The organism is Hallella colorans (assembly GCF_003096815.1).
GTDB classification, from domain to species: domain Bacteria; phylum Bacteroidota; class Bacteroidia; order Bacteroidales; family Bacteroidaceae; genus Prevotella; species Prevotella colorans.
On the sequence record NZ_QENY01000013.1, the window covers coordinates 72,986 to 90,404 of the forward strand.

At 51.9% G+C, this 17,419-nt stretch carries 12 protein-coding genes and 1 pseudogene; 8 read left to right on the top strand and 5 right to left on the bottom strand.

Annotated features, from left to right (window positions below):
• Nucleotide 1: 1 nt before the first annotated feature.
• The 7 genes and pseudogenes from C7379_RS07710 (at nucleotide 2) to galE (ending at nucleotide 7,488) form a co-directional block, all read left to right on the top strand.
• On the top strand, nucleotides 2–1,003 hold the full coding sequence (locus tag C7379_RS07710) for an RnfABCDGE type electron transport complex subunit D (RefSeq protein WP_116616793.1): 1,002 nt from the start codon (nucleotides 2–4) through the stop codon (nucleotides 1,001–1,003).
• Nucleotides 1,004–1,015: 12 nt separating this feature from the next.
• Nucleotides 1,016–1,624 carry an RnfABCDGE type electron transport complex subunit G gene (locus C7379_RS07715; protein WP_116616778.1) on the top strand — a complete coding sequence of 203 codons (609 nt, stop codon included), beginning with the start codon at nucleotides 1,016–1,018 and terminating at the stop codon, nucleotides 1,622–1,624.
• Nucleotides 1,625–1,645: 21 nt separating this feature from the next.
• The gene (gene rsxE / locus C7379_RS07720; RefSeq protein WP_116616779.1) at nucleotides 1,646–2,233 is read left to right on the top strand and encodes an electron transport complex subunit RsxE; all 588 of its coding nucleotides are present in this window, start codon (nucleotides 1,646–1,648) and stop codon (nucleotides 2,231–2,233) included.
• A gap of 42 nt (nucleotides 2,234–2,275) precedes the next feature.
• Nucleotides 2,276–2,881: an electron transport complex subunit RsxA gene (rsxA, locus tag C7379_RS07725; protein WP_116616780.1), complete on the top strand. Its 606-nt coding sequence runs from the start codon at nucleotides 2,276–2,278 to the stop codon at nucleotides 2,879–2,881.
• A gap of 600 nt (nucleotides 2,882–3,481) precedes the next feature.
• On the top strand, nucleotides 3,482–6,112 hold the full coding sequence (locus tag C7379_RS07730; protein ID WP_116616781.1) for a C10 family peptidase: 2,631 nt from the start codon (nucleotides 3,482–3,484) through the stop codon (nucleotides 6,110–6,112).
• A 91-nt stretch (nucleotides 6,113–6,203) separates the two neighbouring features.
• Nucleotides 6,204–6,350: pseudogene (locus C7379_RS07735) on the top strand (electron transport complex subunit RsxA); the annotation flags it as partial.
• Between the two features lie 100 nt (nucleotides 6,351–6,450).
• Complete coding sequence (gene galE / locus C7379_RS07740; protein ID WP_036891642.1) at nucleotides 6,451–7,488, top strand: UDP-glucose 4-epimerase GalE; 1,038 nt, start codon at nucleotides 6,451–6,453, stop codon at nucleotides 7,486–7,488.
• Nucleotides 7,489–7,662: 174 nt separating this feature from the next.
• Here the strand turns inward: galE and lpxA are convergent, their stop codons facing one another.
• The 5 genes from lpxA to C7379_RS07765 form a co-directional block, all read right to left on the bottom strand.
• Nucleotides 7,663–8,445, bottom strand: a complete 783-nt coding sequence (gene lpxA, locus C7379_RS07745) for an acyl-ACP--UDP-N-acetylglucosamine O-acyltransferase (RefSeq protein ID WP_116616782.1) — start codon at nucleotides 8,443–8,445, stop codon at nucleotides 7,663–7,665.
• A gap of 192 nt (nucleotides 8,446–8,637) precedes the next feature.
• Entirely contained in the window at nucleotides 8,638–10,023 is a 1,386-nt protein-coding gene (locus C7379_RS07750; RefSeq protein WP_207773409.1) for an efflux transporter outer membrane subunit, read from the bottom strand.
• 81 nt (nucleotides 10,024–10,104) lie between these two features.
• A complete protein-coding gene (locus C7379_RS07755) occupies nucleotides 10,105–13,368 on the bottom strand; it encodes an efflux RND transporter permease subunit (RefSeq protein WP_116616784.1) in 3,264 nt (1,087 codons plus the stop codon).
• Nucleotides 13,369–13,422: 54 nt separating this feature from the next.
• Nucleotides 13,423–14,622 (bottom strand): efflux RND transporter periplasmic adaptor subunit, encoded by a 1,200-nt coding sequence (locus C7379_RS07760; protein WP_116616785.1) that lies wholly within the window; start codon nucleotides 14,620–14,622, stop codon nucleotides 13,423–13,425.
• Between the two features lie 163 nt (nucleotides 14,623–14,785).
• Nucleotides 14,786–16,309, bottom strand: a complete 1,524-nt coding sequence (locus C7379_RS07765; RefSeq protein ID WP_116616786.1) for a CCA tRNA nucleotidyltransferase — start codon at nucleotides 16,307–16,309, stop codon at nucleotides 14,786–14,788.
• Between the two features lie 161 nt (nucleotides 16,310–16,470).
• Between C7379_RS07765 and C7379_RS07770 the strand changes: the two genes are divergently transcribed.
• Nucleotides 16,471–16,875, top strand: coding sequence for a hypothetical protein (locus C7379_RS07770; RefSeq protein WP_116616794.1), 405 nt, complete (start codon nucleotides 16,471–16,473; stop codon nucleotides 16,873–16,875).
• Nucleotides 16,876–17,419 lie beyond the last annotated feature (544 nt).

Below are 17,419 nucleotides of genomic sequence, written 5' to 3' on the forward strand. Positions count from 1 at the left end.
CATGAATAAGCTAATAGTCTCGTTATCGCCCCACGATCATGGAGCGGATACCGTGGAGCGCAACATGTGGGGAGTGATAGTGGCCCTCATGCCGGCGCTGCTCGTCTCGTTTTATTATTTTGGATTGGGCTCGGTGGTGGTCTGTTTGACCAGTGTCGCCGCCTGTATGTTTGTCGAATGGGCCATCTCCAAATATGTGATGAGACGCCCCGCTACGCTCTCTGACGGCTCGGCCATTATCACCGGACTGCTCTTGGGCATGAATCTTCCAAGCAATTTCCCAATATGGATGACACTCGTCGGCGCCCTCGTGGCCATCGGTGTGGGCAAGATGAGTTTTGGCGGATTGGGGTGCAACATCTTTAACCCCGCGTTGGTGGGCCGCTGCTTTTTGTTGGTTAGCTTCCCGGCTGAGATGACTTTGTGGCCCAAGGTGGGGCAGCTCACCCAGTATGCTGACGCCGTGACAGGGGCCACGCCTCTCAGCCTGATGAAACAGGCCATCAAGACAGGCGACGCTGGCTTGCTGGACAAGCTGCCGAGCGCGCTCGACATGTTTCTCGGAAACGTAGGCAATGGGTTGGGCGCCGGCTCGATAGGCGAGGTCAGCGCGTTGGCTTTGCTCATTGGGCTGGGCTACATGCTATGGAAGGGCATCATCACTTGGCACATACCAGTGACCATCTTGGCCACGGTGTTGGCGCTGAGCGGCGCGTTGCATTGGGCCAATCCCGTGTACGCCATGCCGTCTCAAGTGATATTTAGTGGTGGACTGATGCTGGGAGCCATCTTCATGGCTACCGACTATGTGTCGTCGCCGATGATACACCGCGGGCAAATTGTCTATGGCGTGGGCATCGGTGCGCTTACCGTGATAATCCGCAATTGGGGAAGCTATCCGGAGGGCATGTCGTTTGCCATTCTTATTATGAACGCATTTACGCCGCTCATCAATCACTATGTCAAACCAAAACGTTTCGGCGAAGTGCCGGCGAAAAAATAAGGAGACAGCGTCATGGCAAAAACAAAATCATCGCTCACCAACATGGTGGCAGTGCTGGTGGGCTTCGCGTTGGCCATCGCGGCCCTATTGGCGTGGGTGAACCACGTCACCGAGGGCCCCATCGCGGCCAAGGCCGAGAAAACACTGGCCGACGGCATCAAGAAAGTGATGGCCGCCGGTGATATCAAGGTTACAAAAACCGACACCGTGAGACAAATGGTGGAAGGCAAAGAGAACGTGTATGTCGTTTACAGCGTGGCCGACAAGGCAGGAGGCTCGCGCGGCGCGGCAGTGGAATGCGCCACCTTGGGCTTCGGCGGCAACATGCGCGTGTTGGTGGGATTTGACAATAGTGGCAACATCTTGGGCTACTCCATCCTTGAGCATGCGGAGACACCGGGATTGGGCGCTAAGGCCCAGGCATGGTTCCAAAAGGGAGCCAAGGGCGACATCATCGGCATGAACCCCGCCAAGGGCGCGCTCACGGTGACGAAAGACGGAGGGCAGGTGGATGCTATTACGGCCTCCACTATCACCAGTCGCGCGTTCCTTAAGGCGGTGAACGAGGCTTACAAGGCATACGCCGCAAAGACGAATGGCCAACGCGCCGCGAACGAATAACCATATAGAAGCTTTATCATCATGAAATATCTGAATATCATCACCAATGGTTTGTTCAAGGAAAACCCTACGTTTGTCTTGATGCTCGGCATGTGCCCCACGTTGGCCACCACCACGAGCGCTGTCAACGGCATGTCTATGGGATTGGCCACGATGGCCGTTTTAGTGTGCACCAACACAGTAATCTCGTGCATCAAAGGCATCACGCCAGACAAAGTGCGCATACCGGTGTTTATAGTTGTGATAGCGGCTTTTGTCACTATCTTGCAAATGTTCATGTCGGCCTACGCGCCGGAGAGCGTCAACCAGTCTTTGGGCATCTTCATTCCGCTCATCGTGGTGAATTGTATCGTTTTGGGACGGGCGGAGAGTTACGCTTGCAAGCATACGCCCATAGCGAGCCTCTTGGATGGCGTGGGGGTAGGATTGGGCTTCACGTTGGGACTCACGGTGCTGGGCACGGCGCGCGAGCTTCTTGGGGCCGGCAGCGTCTTTGGTTTTGCGCTATTGCCCGAGACAACCAATATCCTGCTCTTCGTGCTGCCACCGGGTGCGTTTATCACCCTTGGCTACTTGGTGGCCATATTTAACAAGGTGAGGCCAGAGTAAGTGGGCGTATCACGTTTTTACTCATTTTAGCATCTAAACATTATGGAGTATCTCTTAATATTTATCAGCGCGATATTTGTAAACAATATCATCCTGAGCCAGTTTTTGGGCATCTGCCCATTTCTTGGTGTGTCCAAGAAGATTGACACGGCCATTGGTATGGGGGTGGCCGTGGCTTTCGTGATGACGTTGGCCACCATCGTGACGTGGCTTGTGCAGATCTATGTGCTCAATCCTTATGGCTTGCAGTACCTGCAAACGTTGGCTTTTATTCTCATTATCGCCGCTCTGGTGCAGATGGTGGAAATTATCTTGAAGAAGGTTAGCCCCGCCCTGTATCAGGCTCTCGGCATTTTTCTGCCCCTCATTACGACCAATTGTGCCGTTCTTGGCGTGGCAATCCTCGTGATACAAAAGGATTTCGACTTGGTGGAGAGCGTGGTTTACGCCTTCTCCACGGCCGTCGGTTTCGCCTTGGCATTGGTTGTCTTTGCGGGCATCCGTGAGCAGTTGGAGATGGTAAACATCCCGAAAGGCATGCGTGGCATGCCTTTGGTGCTGCTCACGGCGGGCCTGTTGTCATTGGCGTTCATGGGCTTTTCGGGCGTGGACGGTGGCCTGCGCGCGCTGTTGGGGCTGAACACTTAGGTTGTAATAAGCGGCAAGCCCATCTGTATCTTTTCTTCCCCGCGACGCTACATGGCAGGATGTCGCTCAAAAGTGCCATGAGAGCGTGTCCGCATAAGTTTTTTTTTAAAACGACAGGGTGCCGGATGAGATCGTGGCGCGTAATGACCGTGGCGGTTAGAACGCATAAGAGCTTTGCTCATACCGGCAGGCCGCGTAACACTTGAGGGAGTGCATGGAAGATGCCCGGGCGGAATCGTTCCTCATGGGGCGACGGGAAGACTGTTGCGCGCGTCAGCCGGTGGCATCCGGCCGGGTGAGCTGGTCTTGGCCTAAATATTTCCTATATCCTAAAGAAAGTATGTGGATAGAGAACGCCAAGGCAAGGTTTCCCTTTGCGTTGATGTGTTTTTTTTGTATTTTTTTTAAAAATTAAACACGAAAATATTGATTAATAGAACTACCTTTGTAACCTAAATTTCAATGCGTGGCCCATTCCGGCGCTGGCAATGGGATAATGTCGCGAGAAATAAAAAACAAGTCATCTCTACTTGACCAATTGTTGATGGTGGGGATATGTCGTTGGATAACAAACTCTTATAACAAACAAATGTAAATAAAATGAAAATAAACAGATGGTTTAGCCCCACTATATGGGGTATTGCGCTTGCCACGACGGTGAGCGTTCCCACCTTAGGCAAGATAGTGACAGCGGACAGGGCGACAAGCATCGCGCGCCAATATGTCGATGTAAGTGAAGCGTCGCGCCGCGAGGCAATGCGCGCCACGAGGGCTTCGCGTGTCGCTCCACCTTATTATATATATAACGACAGTCGGGGACGGGGCTTCGTGGTTGTGGCTGGAGACGATGGCATGGGGCAGGTACTGGGCTACTCTCATGCCGGAACACTTGACACGCTGCGCGCGAGCCAAGAGCTTAAGTTTCTGCTTGGTGCGTATCGCGACGCTTTTCTGCAATTGCAAAGACAGCCCGCCACAAGGGCAATTATTGGCACTACGCCCCCAAACCGTAAGGCCGTTGCCCCTATGCTTGCGACGGCATGGAGCCAAGACGACCCCTACAATCGTCTTACGGGCTACGATTACACTGGATGCGTGGCCACGGCCGTGGCTCAAATCATGCGATATCACCGATGGCCGGAGCGAGGTCGGGGCAGCAACTCGTACAAAGTGCTCTATGACAACCGCGAACTGAACGTGGATTTCAGCCAGTCGGTGTACCAATGGGACAAGATGCTGCCCAAGTACAATACGTATGCCGCCAGGCACAACACCGTGTGCTGCGATGCCGTGGCTCTTCTTATGCGAGACGTCGGTGTGGCGGTGAACATGCAGTACACCCCGGCGGCAAGCGGCGCGCAAACTTTCATGGCCGCCAAGGCGCTAAAGAAGTACTTTGATTATTCCACCTCCATGCTCAGCAAGTCTGACGAGGGAACGGCAGCATTCGTCCAAATCTTGCGCAAGGAGATGGAGAATGGTTTTCCCGTGTACATAAGCGGAAACGCGATGCTGGGTGGAAACGGTCACGCATGGGTAGTGGACGGCGTGGACAAAGATAATCTCTTCCACATGAACTTTGGCTGGGGGGGCGGCGGCGATGGCTACTTCTCCATCTCGGCGCTGAACCTCTCCACCACAGGACGGGAGTTCGGGGGCAGACCACTCACGTTCAACAAGCAGGTACAGATAGTCTTGGTGCATCCCAACAAGCCAAACTGTGCGCCCATTGACACCGAGCTTGCTGACGACGCGCCAAATCTGTGCTTTTACTCGGAGGGAGGCATTTCGGTCGATGGCAACTTGTCTGCTGGCAAACAGCGGTCCATTACGGTCAGTTACCACCATTTCAAGAACCAAGCTGGCAGGCCGTTCGCTGGCGATATTGGCTTGGCTGTTTACAATGAGCGGAATGAACAGGTAGACGTGGTGCCATCGGCGTGGCACGACAAAGGTGGCTACACGGCGGAGCGATGTAAGTACAATGGCGGAGCGTTGCTGCCGGACCAATTGATAGATGACATTTGCACGTTTAAGGTTGACCTTGCCAACCTTGCCGATGATGGGCGTTACTACCTGCAGCCCGTGTGTGCCAATATCAAAGAAAATGGCGGCTATGGGGCCTGGTGCAGGATGAAGACATCGCCACGCATCGCTTTCGACTTTAAAGGTGGCAATGTGCGCGTGTACGAGAAGCCCGATGACAACGCTCCTTTTGCGTTGACAGCCCATCCATATACGCTCAAACCGTGCGTGCCCAGCGGAAATGCGACGCTTTGCTTGACGATACGAAAGCTCACCGGTACGCCATTCAGTGGTGTGGTGAGGGTGTCACTCGTGGACGATGACGGGCGTGTCGTGGCCTCAGGGCAGACGCCCGGAGCCGTTGACTTTGATATGTTCGCCGAGACGGAGACGAGGGTGGACATGCGCTTGCCGGACAATTTGCAGCCTAAGGATTACAAATTGAAAGTGGAGGTTGTCAAACAAAATGACAATAACATCGTTGCCGCGGTGGGCATGGTGCATGGTGACGAGCCTTCCATGCTGCGAGTGGTGACGCCCAAGCCCGGGGACAGACTCTTTACTCGGCTGTTGGGAATGGTGAAAGACAACAGTGGATCGTCCATGCCGTCCATGAAGGTGGACTTAACTGACAACTCGTTGCTTAAGATAGGAGTGGTGATGACGCTCGCACCCCAAGCTTCTTACAATGGAAAACTGACGCTTTGCTTGATAGATACGCAAAATCAACGGCGCATATCCTTAGGCAGCGCCGCCCAACGGCAATATAAACTAATTGGAGGGGCCGAGGAAACATTCCTTACCGGATGGCTGAAAACCAGTGATGATTTGCCCGTTATCAACAACCGCACGTACAGGTTAGCGTTGATGGGCGAGGTAGACGGGGAGGAGCAAGACCTTTGGAACGATAACAACGCGCCTTTCTTTTTGTCGTTTGTTAATGGACAACACGACATTTATCCAGACAACCCAACAGGGTTGGACCAAGTAAAAAGCAAACTTCGTGTGGTGCGAGACAATGGTTGGATTTGCGCGCAAGGCGAAGACTTAGCTTGTGTACAGGTGTTCGCGCTCAATGGTACATTGTTGGCGTCCGTCAATGCCATGGGGCAGCGCATGGTCAAATTGCGTATACCCGCCACGCAAATGGTCGTTGTCAAGGTTAGAACCGCACTTGGTGGAACTTTTGTAAGGAAAATGCGATAAATTAGGGAATGTCTATTTTTTGTGAGTCATTCCTTTGTAAAATTACAATAGGTGTCCAATCATGAACGCTATATTGCTTAGGCAGAGAGTCGTCCGTGAGTGGTTGGGGATGGTGAACATCCCGAAAGGCATGCCACGCATGCCTTTGGTGCTGCTCACGGCATGCCTGTTGTCGTTGGCGTTCATGGGCTTCTCGGGTGTGGACGGTGGCTTGCGCGCGCTGTTGGGGCTGAACTGATATTTTAAGTTATAATTATTGATAATAGTGGTGCGCATTGATGTTTTTTTGTTAACTTTGTGAACATATTAATAACTAATGTACAACAAGTTAAATTAAGATGAAACAAACAATTCTCGTAACCGGTGGTACGGGCTTTATAGGGTCGCATACCACTGTGGAACTGCAACAGGCTGGTTACCAAGTAGTAATCATTGATAATTTGTCAAATTCCAAAATAGAGGTGCTTGATGGCATAGAGCAAATAACGGGCGTGCGCCCAGCCTTTGAGAAGGTGGACCTTCGGGACATGGAAGCCACCGAGGAAGTATTTCGAAAATATCCCAACATTGAGGGAATTATCCATTTCGCGGCGAGTAAGGCGGTAGGCGAGAGCGTTCAAAAACCTCTGTTGTACTATCGCAATAACATCGTGTCGCTCATCAATCTCTTGGAACTCATGCCCAAATATGACGTGAAAGGAATCATATTCTCATCGAGTTGTACCGTGTATGGACAACCCAAACCCGAGAACTTGCCTGTCACCGAGGACGCTCCCCACCAAAAGGCGACCTCGCCCTATGGCAACACCAAGGAGATAAACGAGCAGATTATACACGACTATATACACAGTGGGGCCAGCATCAAGAGCGTGGTGCTGAGATATTTCAATCCGATAGGCGCTCACCCGTCGGGCCTTATCGGCGAGCTTCCCAATGGAGTGCCGGCCAACCTGATACCTTTTGTTACGCAAACCGCCATGGGAATACGCAAGCAACTGACCATTTTCGGCAATGATTACGATACGCCTGATGGCACGTGTATACGCGATTATATCTATGTGGTGGATTTGGCCAAGGCGCATGTGGCTGCCATGACCCGGGTGCTTGATACCGACAGCGACGCGTTGGAGTACTTCAATATTGGCACAGGCAACGGAAACTCCACGCTCGAGATAGTGGAAACTTTCGAGAAAGCCACCGGTGTGAAGGTAAATTGGAAGTACGGGCCACGCCGCGAGGGCGACATAGAGAAGATTTGGGGAGACTGTACCAAGGCGAACAAGGTGCTCGGGTGGAAGGCCGAAGCTCCTTTGGATGAGGTGCTGCGCACCGCTTGGACATGGCAAAAGAAACTACGTGAGGATGGTATCATGTAACATGCTTATAGGCTGCGCCATGAGTGGAGTCCCGCGAAACTAATCTACACTAAGAAATTTGAGTGTAAGGGTGTGCCCTAACATATGAAATTGCGGCTCGTATGGGCCATTAATGACAACGGTCGACCTCATGGTCGACCGTTGTCGTTAATGGGGTGGCATGCGCCTTTGCGCTTAAATCTTGGTGATAATGCCTTTGTCGCTGCTGCTAAGAAAGTTGATTATGTTTTGGATTTCCTTGCCATCGGGCACCTGCTCGTTGATTTGCGTGATCGAATCGTATAGGCTGTTTTGGCTGTGAAACACCAATCGGTAGGCGTTTGCCACATGCTTTTGCACCTTGGGACTGATGCCCCACCTCTCCATCATCATGGTGTTGGTTCCACCATAGTTTACAGGCTTGCCACCCGCGATGATATAAGGAGGAATGTCCTTGTAAAAAGTGGTGCCCGCCTGTATCATGACGAGATCGCCAACATGAGTGCCTGCGCTCTCTATGACCGACGAGGCGAAAACCACGCCGTTGCCAATCACGCAGTCGCCGGCTATTTTCGTGCCGTAGCCAAAGACGTTATGGTCGCCCACTTGGGTGTCATGGCTTATGTGCGCGCCCTCCATCAAGAAGTTGTCATCGCCGATAACGGTCTCTCCACTGGCGTGGGTGGAGCGGTTTATAACCACATTTTCACGGAAAATATTGTTGTCGCCGATGATAAGATGGGTTTTCTCGCCAGTGTAGCGAAAGTCTTGTGGCTCAGCTCCAAGCACCGTACATTGGTGTACCTTGTTGTTATTGCCCATCCTCGTGCCATTGAGTATGCTGACAAATGGAAAGACCACGCAGTCGTCTCCAATCTCGACGTCGTCCTCGATGTAAGCGAATGGGTATATTTTGCAACGTTTCCCAATCTTGGCATTGGGCGAAACCACGGCTTGTGGACTAATTTCTTTTGACATGTTGATGATGTTTTAAGAGTCTCGACAGATGCTTCATGATAGAGATGTGGATGTGTTCTCTTGCAAGTTGGGTGTCTGACGATGGCTCATGATATATTTCGTGAAGAGTTGTACCATATTCGTCTTGGTGAGCTTCTCGGTAGGCTCGCGCTTTAATGAAGGTGTTACAGATGCGCCGCCGATGCCTTGAGGCTATCGCGTGCCACCTCCGAGTGCTTGGTAGAGATTGACAACGGCTTGCATTTTATGGAAGTCGTCGGTCACCTTGGAGAGTTGGGCGTTGAGCAATTTGCTCTCTGCGGTGATAACTTCAAGGTATGTGCTGCCTGCCATATCGAGCAACATGTGAGTGTGTTCCACGTTTTTCTTGAGCACTTCGATTTGTTTTTGCTCAATGGCGCTTTTTTCTTGCGAGGTATTGTAGAGCACCAAGGCATTGCTAACCTCGGCTCCTGCTTTGAAGATGCTGTTTTGCCAAGTGTTGTATGCCTGCTGATATTTGGCCTCGGCCACTCGCAGGCCCGCTGTGAGCCTGCCGTTCATGAAGATGGGTTGGGTGAGCGAACCAACGGCGGAGAGTAGCCATTGGCCTGGGTTAACCATGCCTTTGCCATTGCTGAAACCACCCATGGCATTGATAGTTATGTTTGGATAGAACATGGAGCGAGCTTTTTCCACGTTATAGAAGCATGTGGCGAGCGCCATTTCGTTGGCGTGAATGTCTGGCCTGTTGCGTAAAAGTTGAATTCCTACGCCAGTGGAGAAGTGCCCTGGCAGGCTTTGGTCTGCCAGTTTGCCGCGTGGCACGAATTGTGCCGGCTCTCCCAACAGCAGGCTAAGTGAGTTTTCCATCTCTCGCAGTTGGCGTTTCAAGTCGGCCTTTCTGGTCAGCACGGAGTAATAATTTGCTTCGGCAGCCTGCACGGCCGTAGACCGATAGCCCATGCGACCGTTCTTCATGGCCTCCATTTGCTTCCATGTTTTTTGCGTCAACATTTCCATTTCTTGCACCAATTCCATCTGCCTGTCAAGCATGAGCAGCGTGTAATACAAGTTGGCAACGCCCGAGACCAAGGATGTTTTGACGCTCAACTGGTAGTCTTCCATCTGTATGAGTGATGTCTGGGCGGCTCGTTTGGCCGCTGTCAAGCCGCCAAAGAGCGACACGTTCCAACTTGCCGCCACCGTGAGGTCGTATGATTGGACAGTCTTTTCGTTGAAATGACTGACTGTACCCTGTGGTGTGAAGGCGAATTGCGGCAGAAAAGCCAATTTGGCGGCTTTGAGTTGGGCCTTGGCTATCTCGATGTTCAACGCAGCGTTAAGCAAGTTGGGGTTATTGTCCAATGCCTTTTGGATGAGCGTTTGCAGCTGCGAATCGGTAAAAACATCTCGCCAAGCCCAATGGCCCAAACTCAAGGTGTCGGGCGTGGCCAAGGTGTCTGCTGCCGAGAGCGTGTCTCGAAACAGGCCGTTGGCTGCGACTTGCGGTCGCTCATATCTGCCATAGAGACTCTTGCAGCCCGACAATGCCAGTGCCAAAGTGCCTACTAAGATAATGCTTCTAATTATTTTCATGCTGTGTATTTTATAAATCGCGGCTCTCGCCATGTGCCCGAATAGGGTTGATGGAAGAGCTTGGCGATGTTTTTATTCGTCTTACGAGTTGTTGCGAGCGGCCTTTTTGTTCGGTCGCGCGTATTGTTTCAATTCGGCTTGAGCCTCTTGACTTGCCTCGTCGGCGAAGACCATCGGCGTGAATTTCTCTTGTATCCACTGGAAAGTGACAAACAATGTTGGCACCACGAATATCTGCAAGAATGTGCCGATGAGCATGCCGCCCACGGCTGCGGCGCCAAGTGTCTGGTTGCCGTTCTTGCCAACGCCCGAGGCAAACATCAACGGCATCAAGCCGATAATCATGGCCAGCGAGGTCATCAGGATGGGGCGGAGGCGCGCGGCTGCGCCAAGAATGGCCGCGTAGCGCAGGCCCATGCCCGTCTTGCGGCGCTCAAGAGCGAACTGCACGATGAGGATGGCATTCTTGGCAAGCAGTCCGATGAGCATGATCAGCGATATTTGCATGTATATATCGTTGGAGTGTCCAAACAGATTGGTAAAGGCGAACGCTCCGGCAAGGCCGAATGGCACCGACAACAGCACTGACAGCGGTAGCAAATAACTCTCGTATTGTGCGCTCAATATGAGATACACAAACACGAAACACAGCACAAAGATGATGGCTGTGGAGTTTGATGATTCCGCCTCGGAGCGTGTCAGTCCCGAAAATTCGTATCCGTAGCCAGTGGGCAACACCTCTTTTGCCACTTCCTCGCACGCTTTCAGGGCGTCGCCAGAGGTGCCCGACGGTGTGATATTGAGGTTGATAGCCGTGAAAAGGTTGAACCGGCTGATGTTTGACGGACCGTAAACGCGTTTCAATGTGACAAATTCTGATACCGGGGCCATGCTACCTGAGGCCAATCTTACGTAGATGTTGCTCAACCCCTCCGGCCTCATCCTGCTCTCCACGGTTCCTTGTATCATCACTCGATACAGCTTGCCGTAAGCATTGAAGTTGGACGCATACATGCCACCGTAATAGCCTTGCAACGTGGAGAGCACTGCGGCTGGCGACGTTCCAGCCTGCTTGCACTTGGCCACGTCGACGTCGACCATGTATTGTGGATAGTTGGGGTTGTAGGATGTCATGGCACTTTGTATCTCGTCGCGTTTGTTCAGCTCTTCGAGATATGTTTGCGCCACTTCGAAAAACTTGTTCAAGTCGCCTCCCGTCTTGTCTTGCAAAGACATTGAGACAGCGTTGCTGGCCGAGAAACCGGGTATCATCGGTGGTCCAAAGGCTATGATTCTCGCATCCTTGATAGCCGCCGTCTGCTTGTATATCATGCCCAACACCATGTTGGCGTCCATCGGGTTCATGAACAGTTGTGCCACGCCTTTGCCCGTTATCACGCCCCATAGTCGGGCGAGGACATTTTTCGGCGACCTCTCCTCAAAGCTCTTGAGCTTGATGACAAACGTGGCTTGGTCAGAACCTTGCCCAGCTATGAAGTTGAAACCAGTAATAGCCTCCCTGCGTTTGATGGCTGGGTTTGAGGCGAGCATGCTGTCCACTTGGTCCACAATCTGCTGCGTGCGAGCCTGACTGGTGCCCGGCGCGGCCGAGACGGTCACGAACAGGGTGCCCACATCCTCGTTTGGCACCAGTCCGGTGCTGGTGGTCGCCATGCCCACGACGAGCGCCACGATGCCTACCGCCACCGCTATGCCTGTTATAACGCGGTGTTTGAGCATATAGGTCACGCCTTTCTTGTATTTGTGTGTGGCCTTGTCGAACACGCGGTTGAAACCATGATGAAATCGGTCTATAAACGTAGCGTTCTTGTCATTCGTTTCCTCTTCGTGCGGTTTAAGGAATATGGCACATAGGGCCGGCGACAAAGTCAGGGCGTTCACCGCAGATATGATGATGGCGACGGCCATGGTTACGCCAAACTCGCGGTAGAAGGTGCCCGATGTGCCGCCCATGAACGATACGGGCACGAACACGGCCGACATGACCAAAGTGATGGAGATGATGGCTCCCGAAATCTCGTTCATGGCATCGATGGCAGCCGTCAATGCGTTGTCATAGCCTTGGTCGAGCTTTGCGTGCACCGCCTCGACCACCACGATGGCATCGTCCACCACGATGGCGATGGCCAAAAGTAGCGCGGACAGCGTGAGCAGGTTGATGGAAAAACCGAATATCCACAAGAACAGGAACGTTCCTACCAATGCCACGGGCACGGCGATCATCGGGATAAGCGTTGAGCGGAAATCTTGGAGAAACACATATACCACCAAGAATACCAATACCAGCGTGAGCGCCAACGTGAACACCACCTCTTCTATGGAGGCGAACAGAAATTCCGTCACGTCTTGCTCAATGGTGTAGATCATGCCCGGCGGCATGGTTTCTTGCGCTTGCGCCAAAGCCTTTTTTACGTCGGTGGCTATCTGTGTGGCATTAGAGCCGGCCACTTGCTGTACCATGCCCATGGCGGCTGGGCGACCATTGCTCTTCATGTTCACGTTGTACATCAGGCTGCCAAGCTCCACTTTCGCCACGTCCTTAAGGTAAAGCGTCTGCCCGGTGGTGTTGCTGTTGAGTATGATGTTCTCAAACTCGCGCGCATCAGACAGTCGTCCTTTGTAGCGCAGCGTGTACTCAAAGGCCATGTCGCTTTTCTCGCCGAACGCACCCGGGGCCGCCTCGATGTTCTGCTCGGCCAAGGCACGGGTGATGTCAGCAGGCACCAAGCCGTATTGTTTCATCTTCTCCGGTTGCAACCATACACGCATGGAGTAGGTTTCGGTCGAGAAGCTCCGCACGTCGCCCACGCCTTTTATGCGTTTGAGGAGTGGCGTGACGTTGATCTCGGTGTAGTTGGTGAGAAACTTGCTGTCGTAGCGACCGTCTTCGGTCGTTATGGAGAAAATTATCACGTTTGAGGTCTGCCGTTTAGATACCGTCACGCCCACGCGGTTCACCTCGGCCGGCAGCAGCGACTGTGCTTGCGCCACGCGGTTTTGCACGTTCACGGCGGCCATGTCGGCATTTGTGCCTTGCTTAAAGAATATGGTGATCTGTGCCATGCCCGAGTTGGTGGCCGACGATGTCATGTAGGTCATGTTCTCCACGCCGTTGATACTCTCTTCGAGTGGCGTCACCACGGCGTTCATCACGGTCTTGGCGTCGGCTCCTTGGTATACCGTCCATACAGAGATGGTGGGTGGGGCTATGTCTGGATACTGCTCCACGGGAAGCGATATAAGCCCAATGGCACCTAACAACACGAAGAAAATGGATATCACCGTGGACAGCACTGGGCGTTTTATGAATTTTGAAAAAGTCATGTATGCGTTGTTTTATAGATTAAAGGCATCCCTACAGTCGGGGTCGCGCTCATCCTATTCATCTTTCATGGCCTTGATAAACGAGTTTGCGTCGGCTTGCGAGGCGCCCATTTTCTCGGCTTTTTCTATTTTTTTCATGTATTGGGCCTCTGAGATAGGTTTTATCTCCATGCCATCTGTCAGCTTGGTTATACCCTTGCTCACGTATCGATCGCCGGGGCGCAATCCCTCGGTCACGATATAGTTTTTGCCGTCATTCTGTGGGTTCACTTTTATCTCTGTGTATCTCACCTTGTTATCCTTGCCCACAAGATACACGAACACTTTGTCTTGTATGTGCGATGTCACTTCTTGCGGAATGACGATGGCAGCGCTGTTGGTTCTCGGCACGATGATTTGTCCGGCTCCACCGCTCTTGAGCAACCGCTCCGGATTGGGGAAATGGGCTATGATCGAGTAGGAGCCTGTGGACGGGTCTATCACGCCACTCATCTTCACCACCTTGCCCGGATGGTTGTATATCGTTCCGTCCGCCAATTGCAGTTTCACAGTTGGCATCTCGGCGATGGCGGTGGCAGTGCTCCCTGCGTTCCTCGCGAGTGCCAAAATCTCGCTCTCGCTCATGGAGAAGAACACTTCCATGGTGGCGTTGTTAGACACGGTCGTGAGCGCGTTAGAGGCGCTCACGAGTGTTCCCACTTTGAAAGGCAGACTTCCTACAATGCCGTTTGCGGGCGCTTTTACCGTGCACCAGCTTAACGTTTCTCTTGCTGAGGCCAACGCGGCTTGTGCCTGTGCAACCGCCGCTTGTGCCGTGGAGTAATTGTTTTGCGACGTTGACAACTCGTATTGTCCAATGATTTGTTGGTCGAACAGTTTCTTGTTGTTATCATAGGTCATGCGAGCCGTGTTGGCTCTTGTCTTGGCTGTGTTTACGGCGGCTTGCGCTTGGCGCACGGCGGCACGGTAAGTTTCGCTGTCTATTACAAACATCGTTTGTCCGGCTCTCACCGATTGTCCCTCATGCACGAGCACCTTGGTAATAAAGCCAGCTATCTTGGGTCTCACGTCCACGTCTTGTATACCTCGAATGGTGGCGGGATAGGTGGTTTGCAGGCCAGCGCTTTGGGTGCCAACCGTTCGCACCGCGAACTCGTTGTCGCCCATTTTGGGCATGCCTTGTCGTCCCTTACCTCCACATGAAAGAAGGATTGCGGCCGTGGCTGCCACAAATAAACATTGCTTAATCTTCATACCTATTATATTTTTATGTTGATTTTCGTTAGCGAGATAATGCCATTTGATGGCAATAGCAAAAAACTTAAAATTCGTTTTTAGTTTTTCTACATGCGAATTTAAGGAATATCAATGAAAACTCATCGATATCCCTTATTCTTTTAACAAGTATTTTTGATTTTTAACAAAGCCCCATTTCTTGGGCTTTCTTCATTAATAGGCGCATCAATGGCTCTCGCTCGTTGGGCACTTTGTTGTCCAGCACGGCATCCTTGAGGGTTTGTTTGAGGGTGCCGACCTCTCTTGAGGGTTTCAGGTGGAACATCTCCATGATCTCGTTGCCATCTATGCAAGGCTGCAACGCGCGCTTGTAGTCCTTCTCTTGCAAGTCGGTTATTTTCTCTCTCACTAATCTGAAGTTTTCCAAGAAGCGTTGTTTTTTCACCCTGTTCTTGCTGGTGATGTCTGCTTCGCATAGCATCATCAGGTCGTCCACGTCGTTGTTGGCGTCGTTCACCAATCGGCGTACGGCGCTGTCGGTCACCTCCTCGTCGGCGATGGCGATGGGTCTCATGTGCAGGTCCACCATTTTTTTGACGTATTTCATTTTGCCGTCCAAGGGCAACTTCAATCGTTTAAAAATGGCCGGCACCATTTTGGCGCCCACGTAGTTGTGATTGTGAAACGTCCATCCGTTCTGGTTGTCCCACCGTTTGGTCTTGGCTTTGCCAATATCGTGCAGCAGTGATGCCCAGCGCAGCCACAATTTGTGCTCGTTGAGCAGGTCGATCTCTTTTTGGCATAGCTCTGCCTCTTCGCTTTTGCGGTCGAGAGCGTTTAGCTCTTGGTGGAGTTTTTCCATGCGTTTATTTTGTGCGGCGCACAAATTATCAAGCACCTCAAGTGTGTGATAGAAGTTGTTTTTATGCGCGCGCCCCTCGCGTGTCTCCACCTTGTCGAGCGCAGTCAGTTCTGGCATGACGATGTCGAGAAGGCCACAGCGGTGCAAATCCACGAAGCCTCTGCTGGGACTGTCGGTCATCATTATTTTGTTGAGTTCCTCTTGTATGCGCTCTCCGCTGATAATCTTGATACGGTCAGCGTTTCGCGCCAGTGCGTCAAAGGTTTCGTCTTCGATAAAGAAGCGCAGTTGGGTGGCAAATCTCACGCACCTCAGCATGCGCAGTGGGTCGTCCGAGAATGTGATGTCGGGGTCCATTGGCGTGCGTATCACGCCTTCTTCCATGTCTTGCAGACCGTCAAAGGGGTCTACCAATTGCCCGAAGCGGTCTCGGTTGAGGCACACGGCCAAGGCGTTGATAGTGAAATCGCGGCGGTTCTGGTCGTCCTCAAGTGTGCCGTCCTCCACGTGGGGCTTGCGGCTGTCGTGGCTGTAGCTTTCTTTGCGGGCCCCCACGAACTCCACTTCCAGGCCGTGCCATTTCACTTGTGCGGTGCCAAAGTTGCGAAAGACGCTGAGTCGCGCCTTTCCGCCCAAAATCTCTTTGAGCCGCTTGGCCACCTCGATGCCGCTGCCCACCACCACCACATCTATGTCGTTGGAGGGTCGCTCAAGAAACAAGTCGCGCACATAGCCGCCTACCACATAACATTCTTGGCCTATGCTGTCAGCCGCTTCGGATATCTTGTGAAATATGTTTTTATCTAATAATGTCGCTAAATCGCTGTCGCTGAGATGTCGCATGTTTGTCTATGTTGTAATGTATCTGTTGTCTTGGCGCCCGTTTGCTCTGTAATTTGGAATGGGTGCGTGTCCGAGTTTACGCAAGCCGATGACATGCAAAGTTACAAAAAAGATTGCATTTATGGAGCCTTGGCTCGTTGCTTTTCATTAACTTTGTGCGCATGAACAGATATATAGCACTTGTTTTCACGTTTGTTTGCGTCGTTTCTTGCCAACCATCGGCCGATGACAAGGCCGCATCCCAGATGCGATTGATAGACTCGTTGTATCAAAACCATGACTATGTGGCTACGTTGCATGCCATAGCCAACTTGCGCGCCAGCCACCCCAAGGCGGTGAAATCACGTCGACGAGCGTTGAAAATATGGCAAGATGCGTCGCTCAAGATAGCGCAAGCCGACATCGCTCGCACCGACTTGGCTTTGCAAGCTACCAAGAGGGCATTCGAGAGCGAGCATGATATTGGTCGGCGCAATCGTCTGGGCGTGAAGGTCGACTCGCTGCAGGTGCGTTACGACGCGCTGTGTGGCACCGTGCGCGTCATACACAGGCGGCAAAAAGAGTGACGTGTGTATGGCTGTTCCGGTTTGATGGCATGGCTTTTCGAGGCGAAATGTCACATCTGCGGCCATGCTTTTTCACATTAAAAATTGCATTGAAAAAAACAAACAACACCCCCTTGTTTCTACGTTTTTTTTATTTTTCAGGTGTTTTTGCCCGAAAAACGGCAAAAATAGCGTGTGTTTTGTAATTGGTTAATACACCGCATGTTATGTGGAAATAAAATTATCGCTCCTACAAAAACGTATTTTTCATTTTGCGTTTAATGCCTAATCATGTTGCCATTAGACGCTAAAGGCATTGTCATTCGGTAGCCAACGCATGCCCTTTAGGCCTTTTTCACGATGCCATTGGGCCTTTATCGTGTGGGCTTGCAAAATAAAAGTTGGGTATTTTGGTTGCAAAACATCTTGGGCGTGGTATTTTCTCGTCTTGTCGTGTATGGCTTGAAAATTATTGCTGTCCGGTAAAACTCAAAAGAGCATAAATATCCTCCCCGAAGCCCAGTAAAATTGGACTTCGGGGTTTATTTTTTCAAAAGTAAGCCCC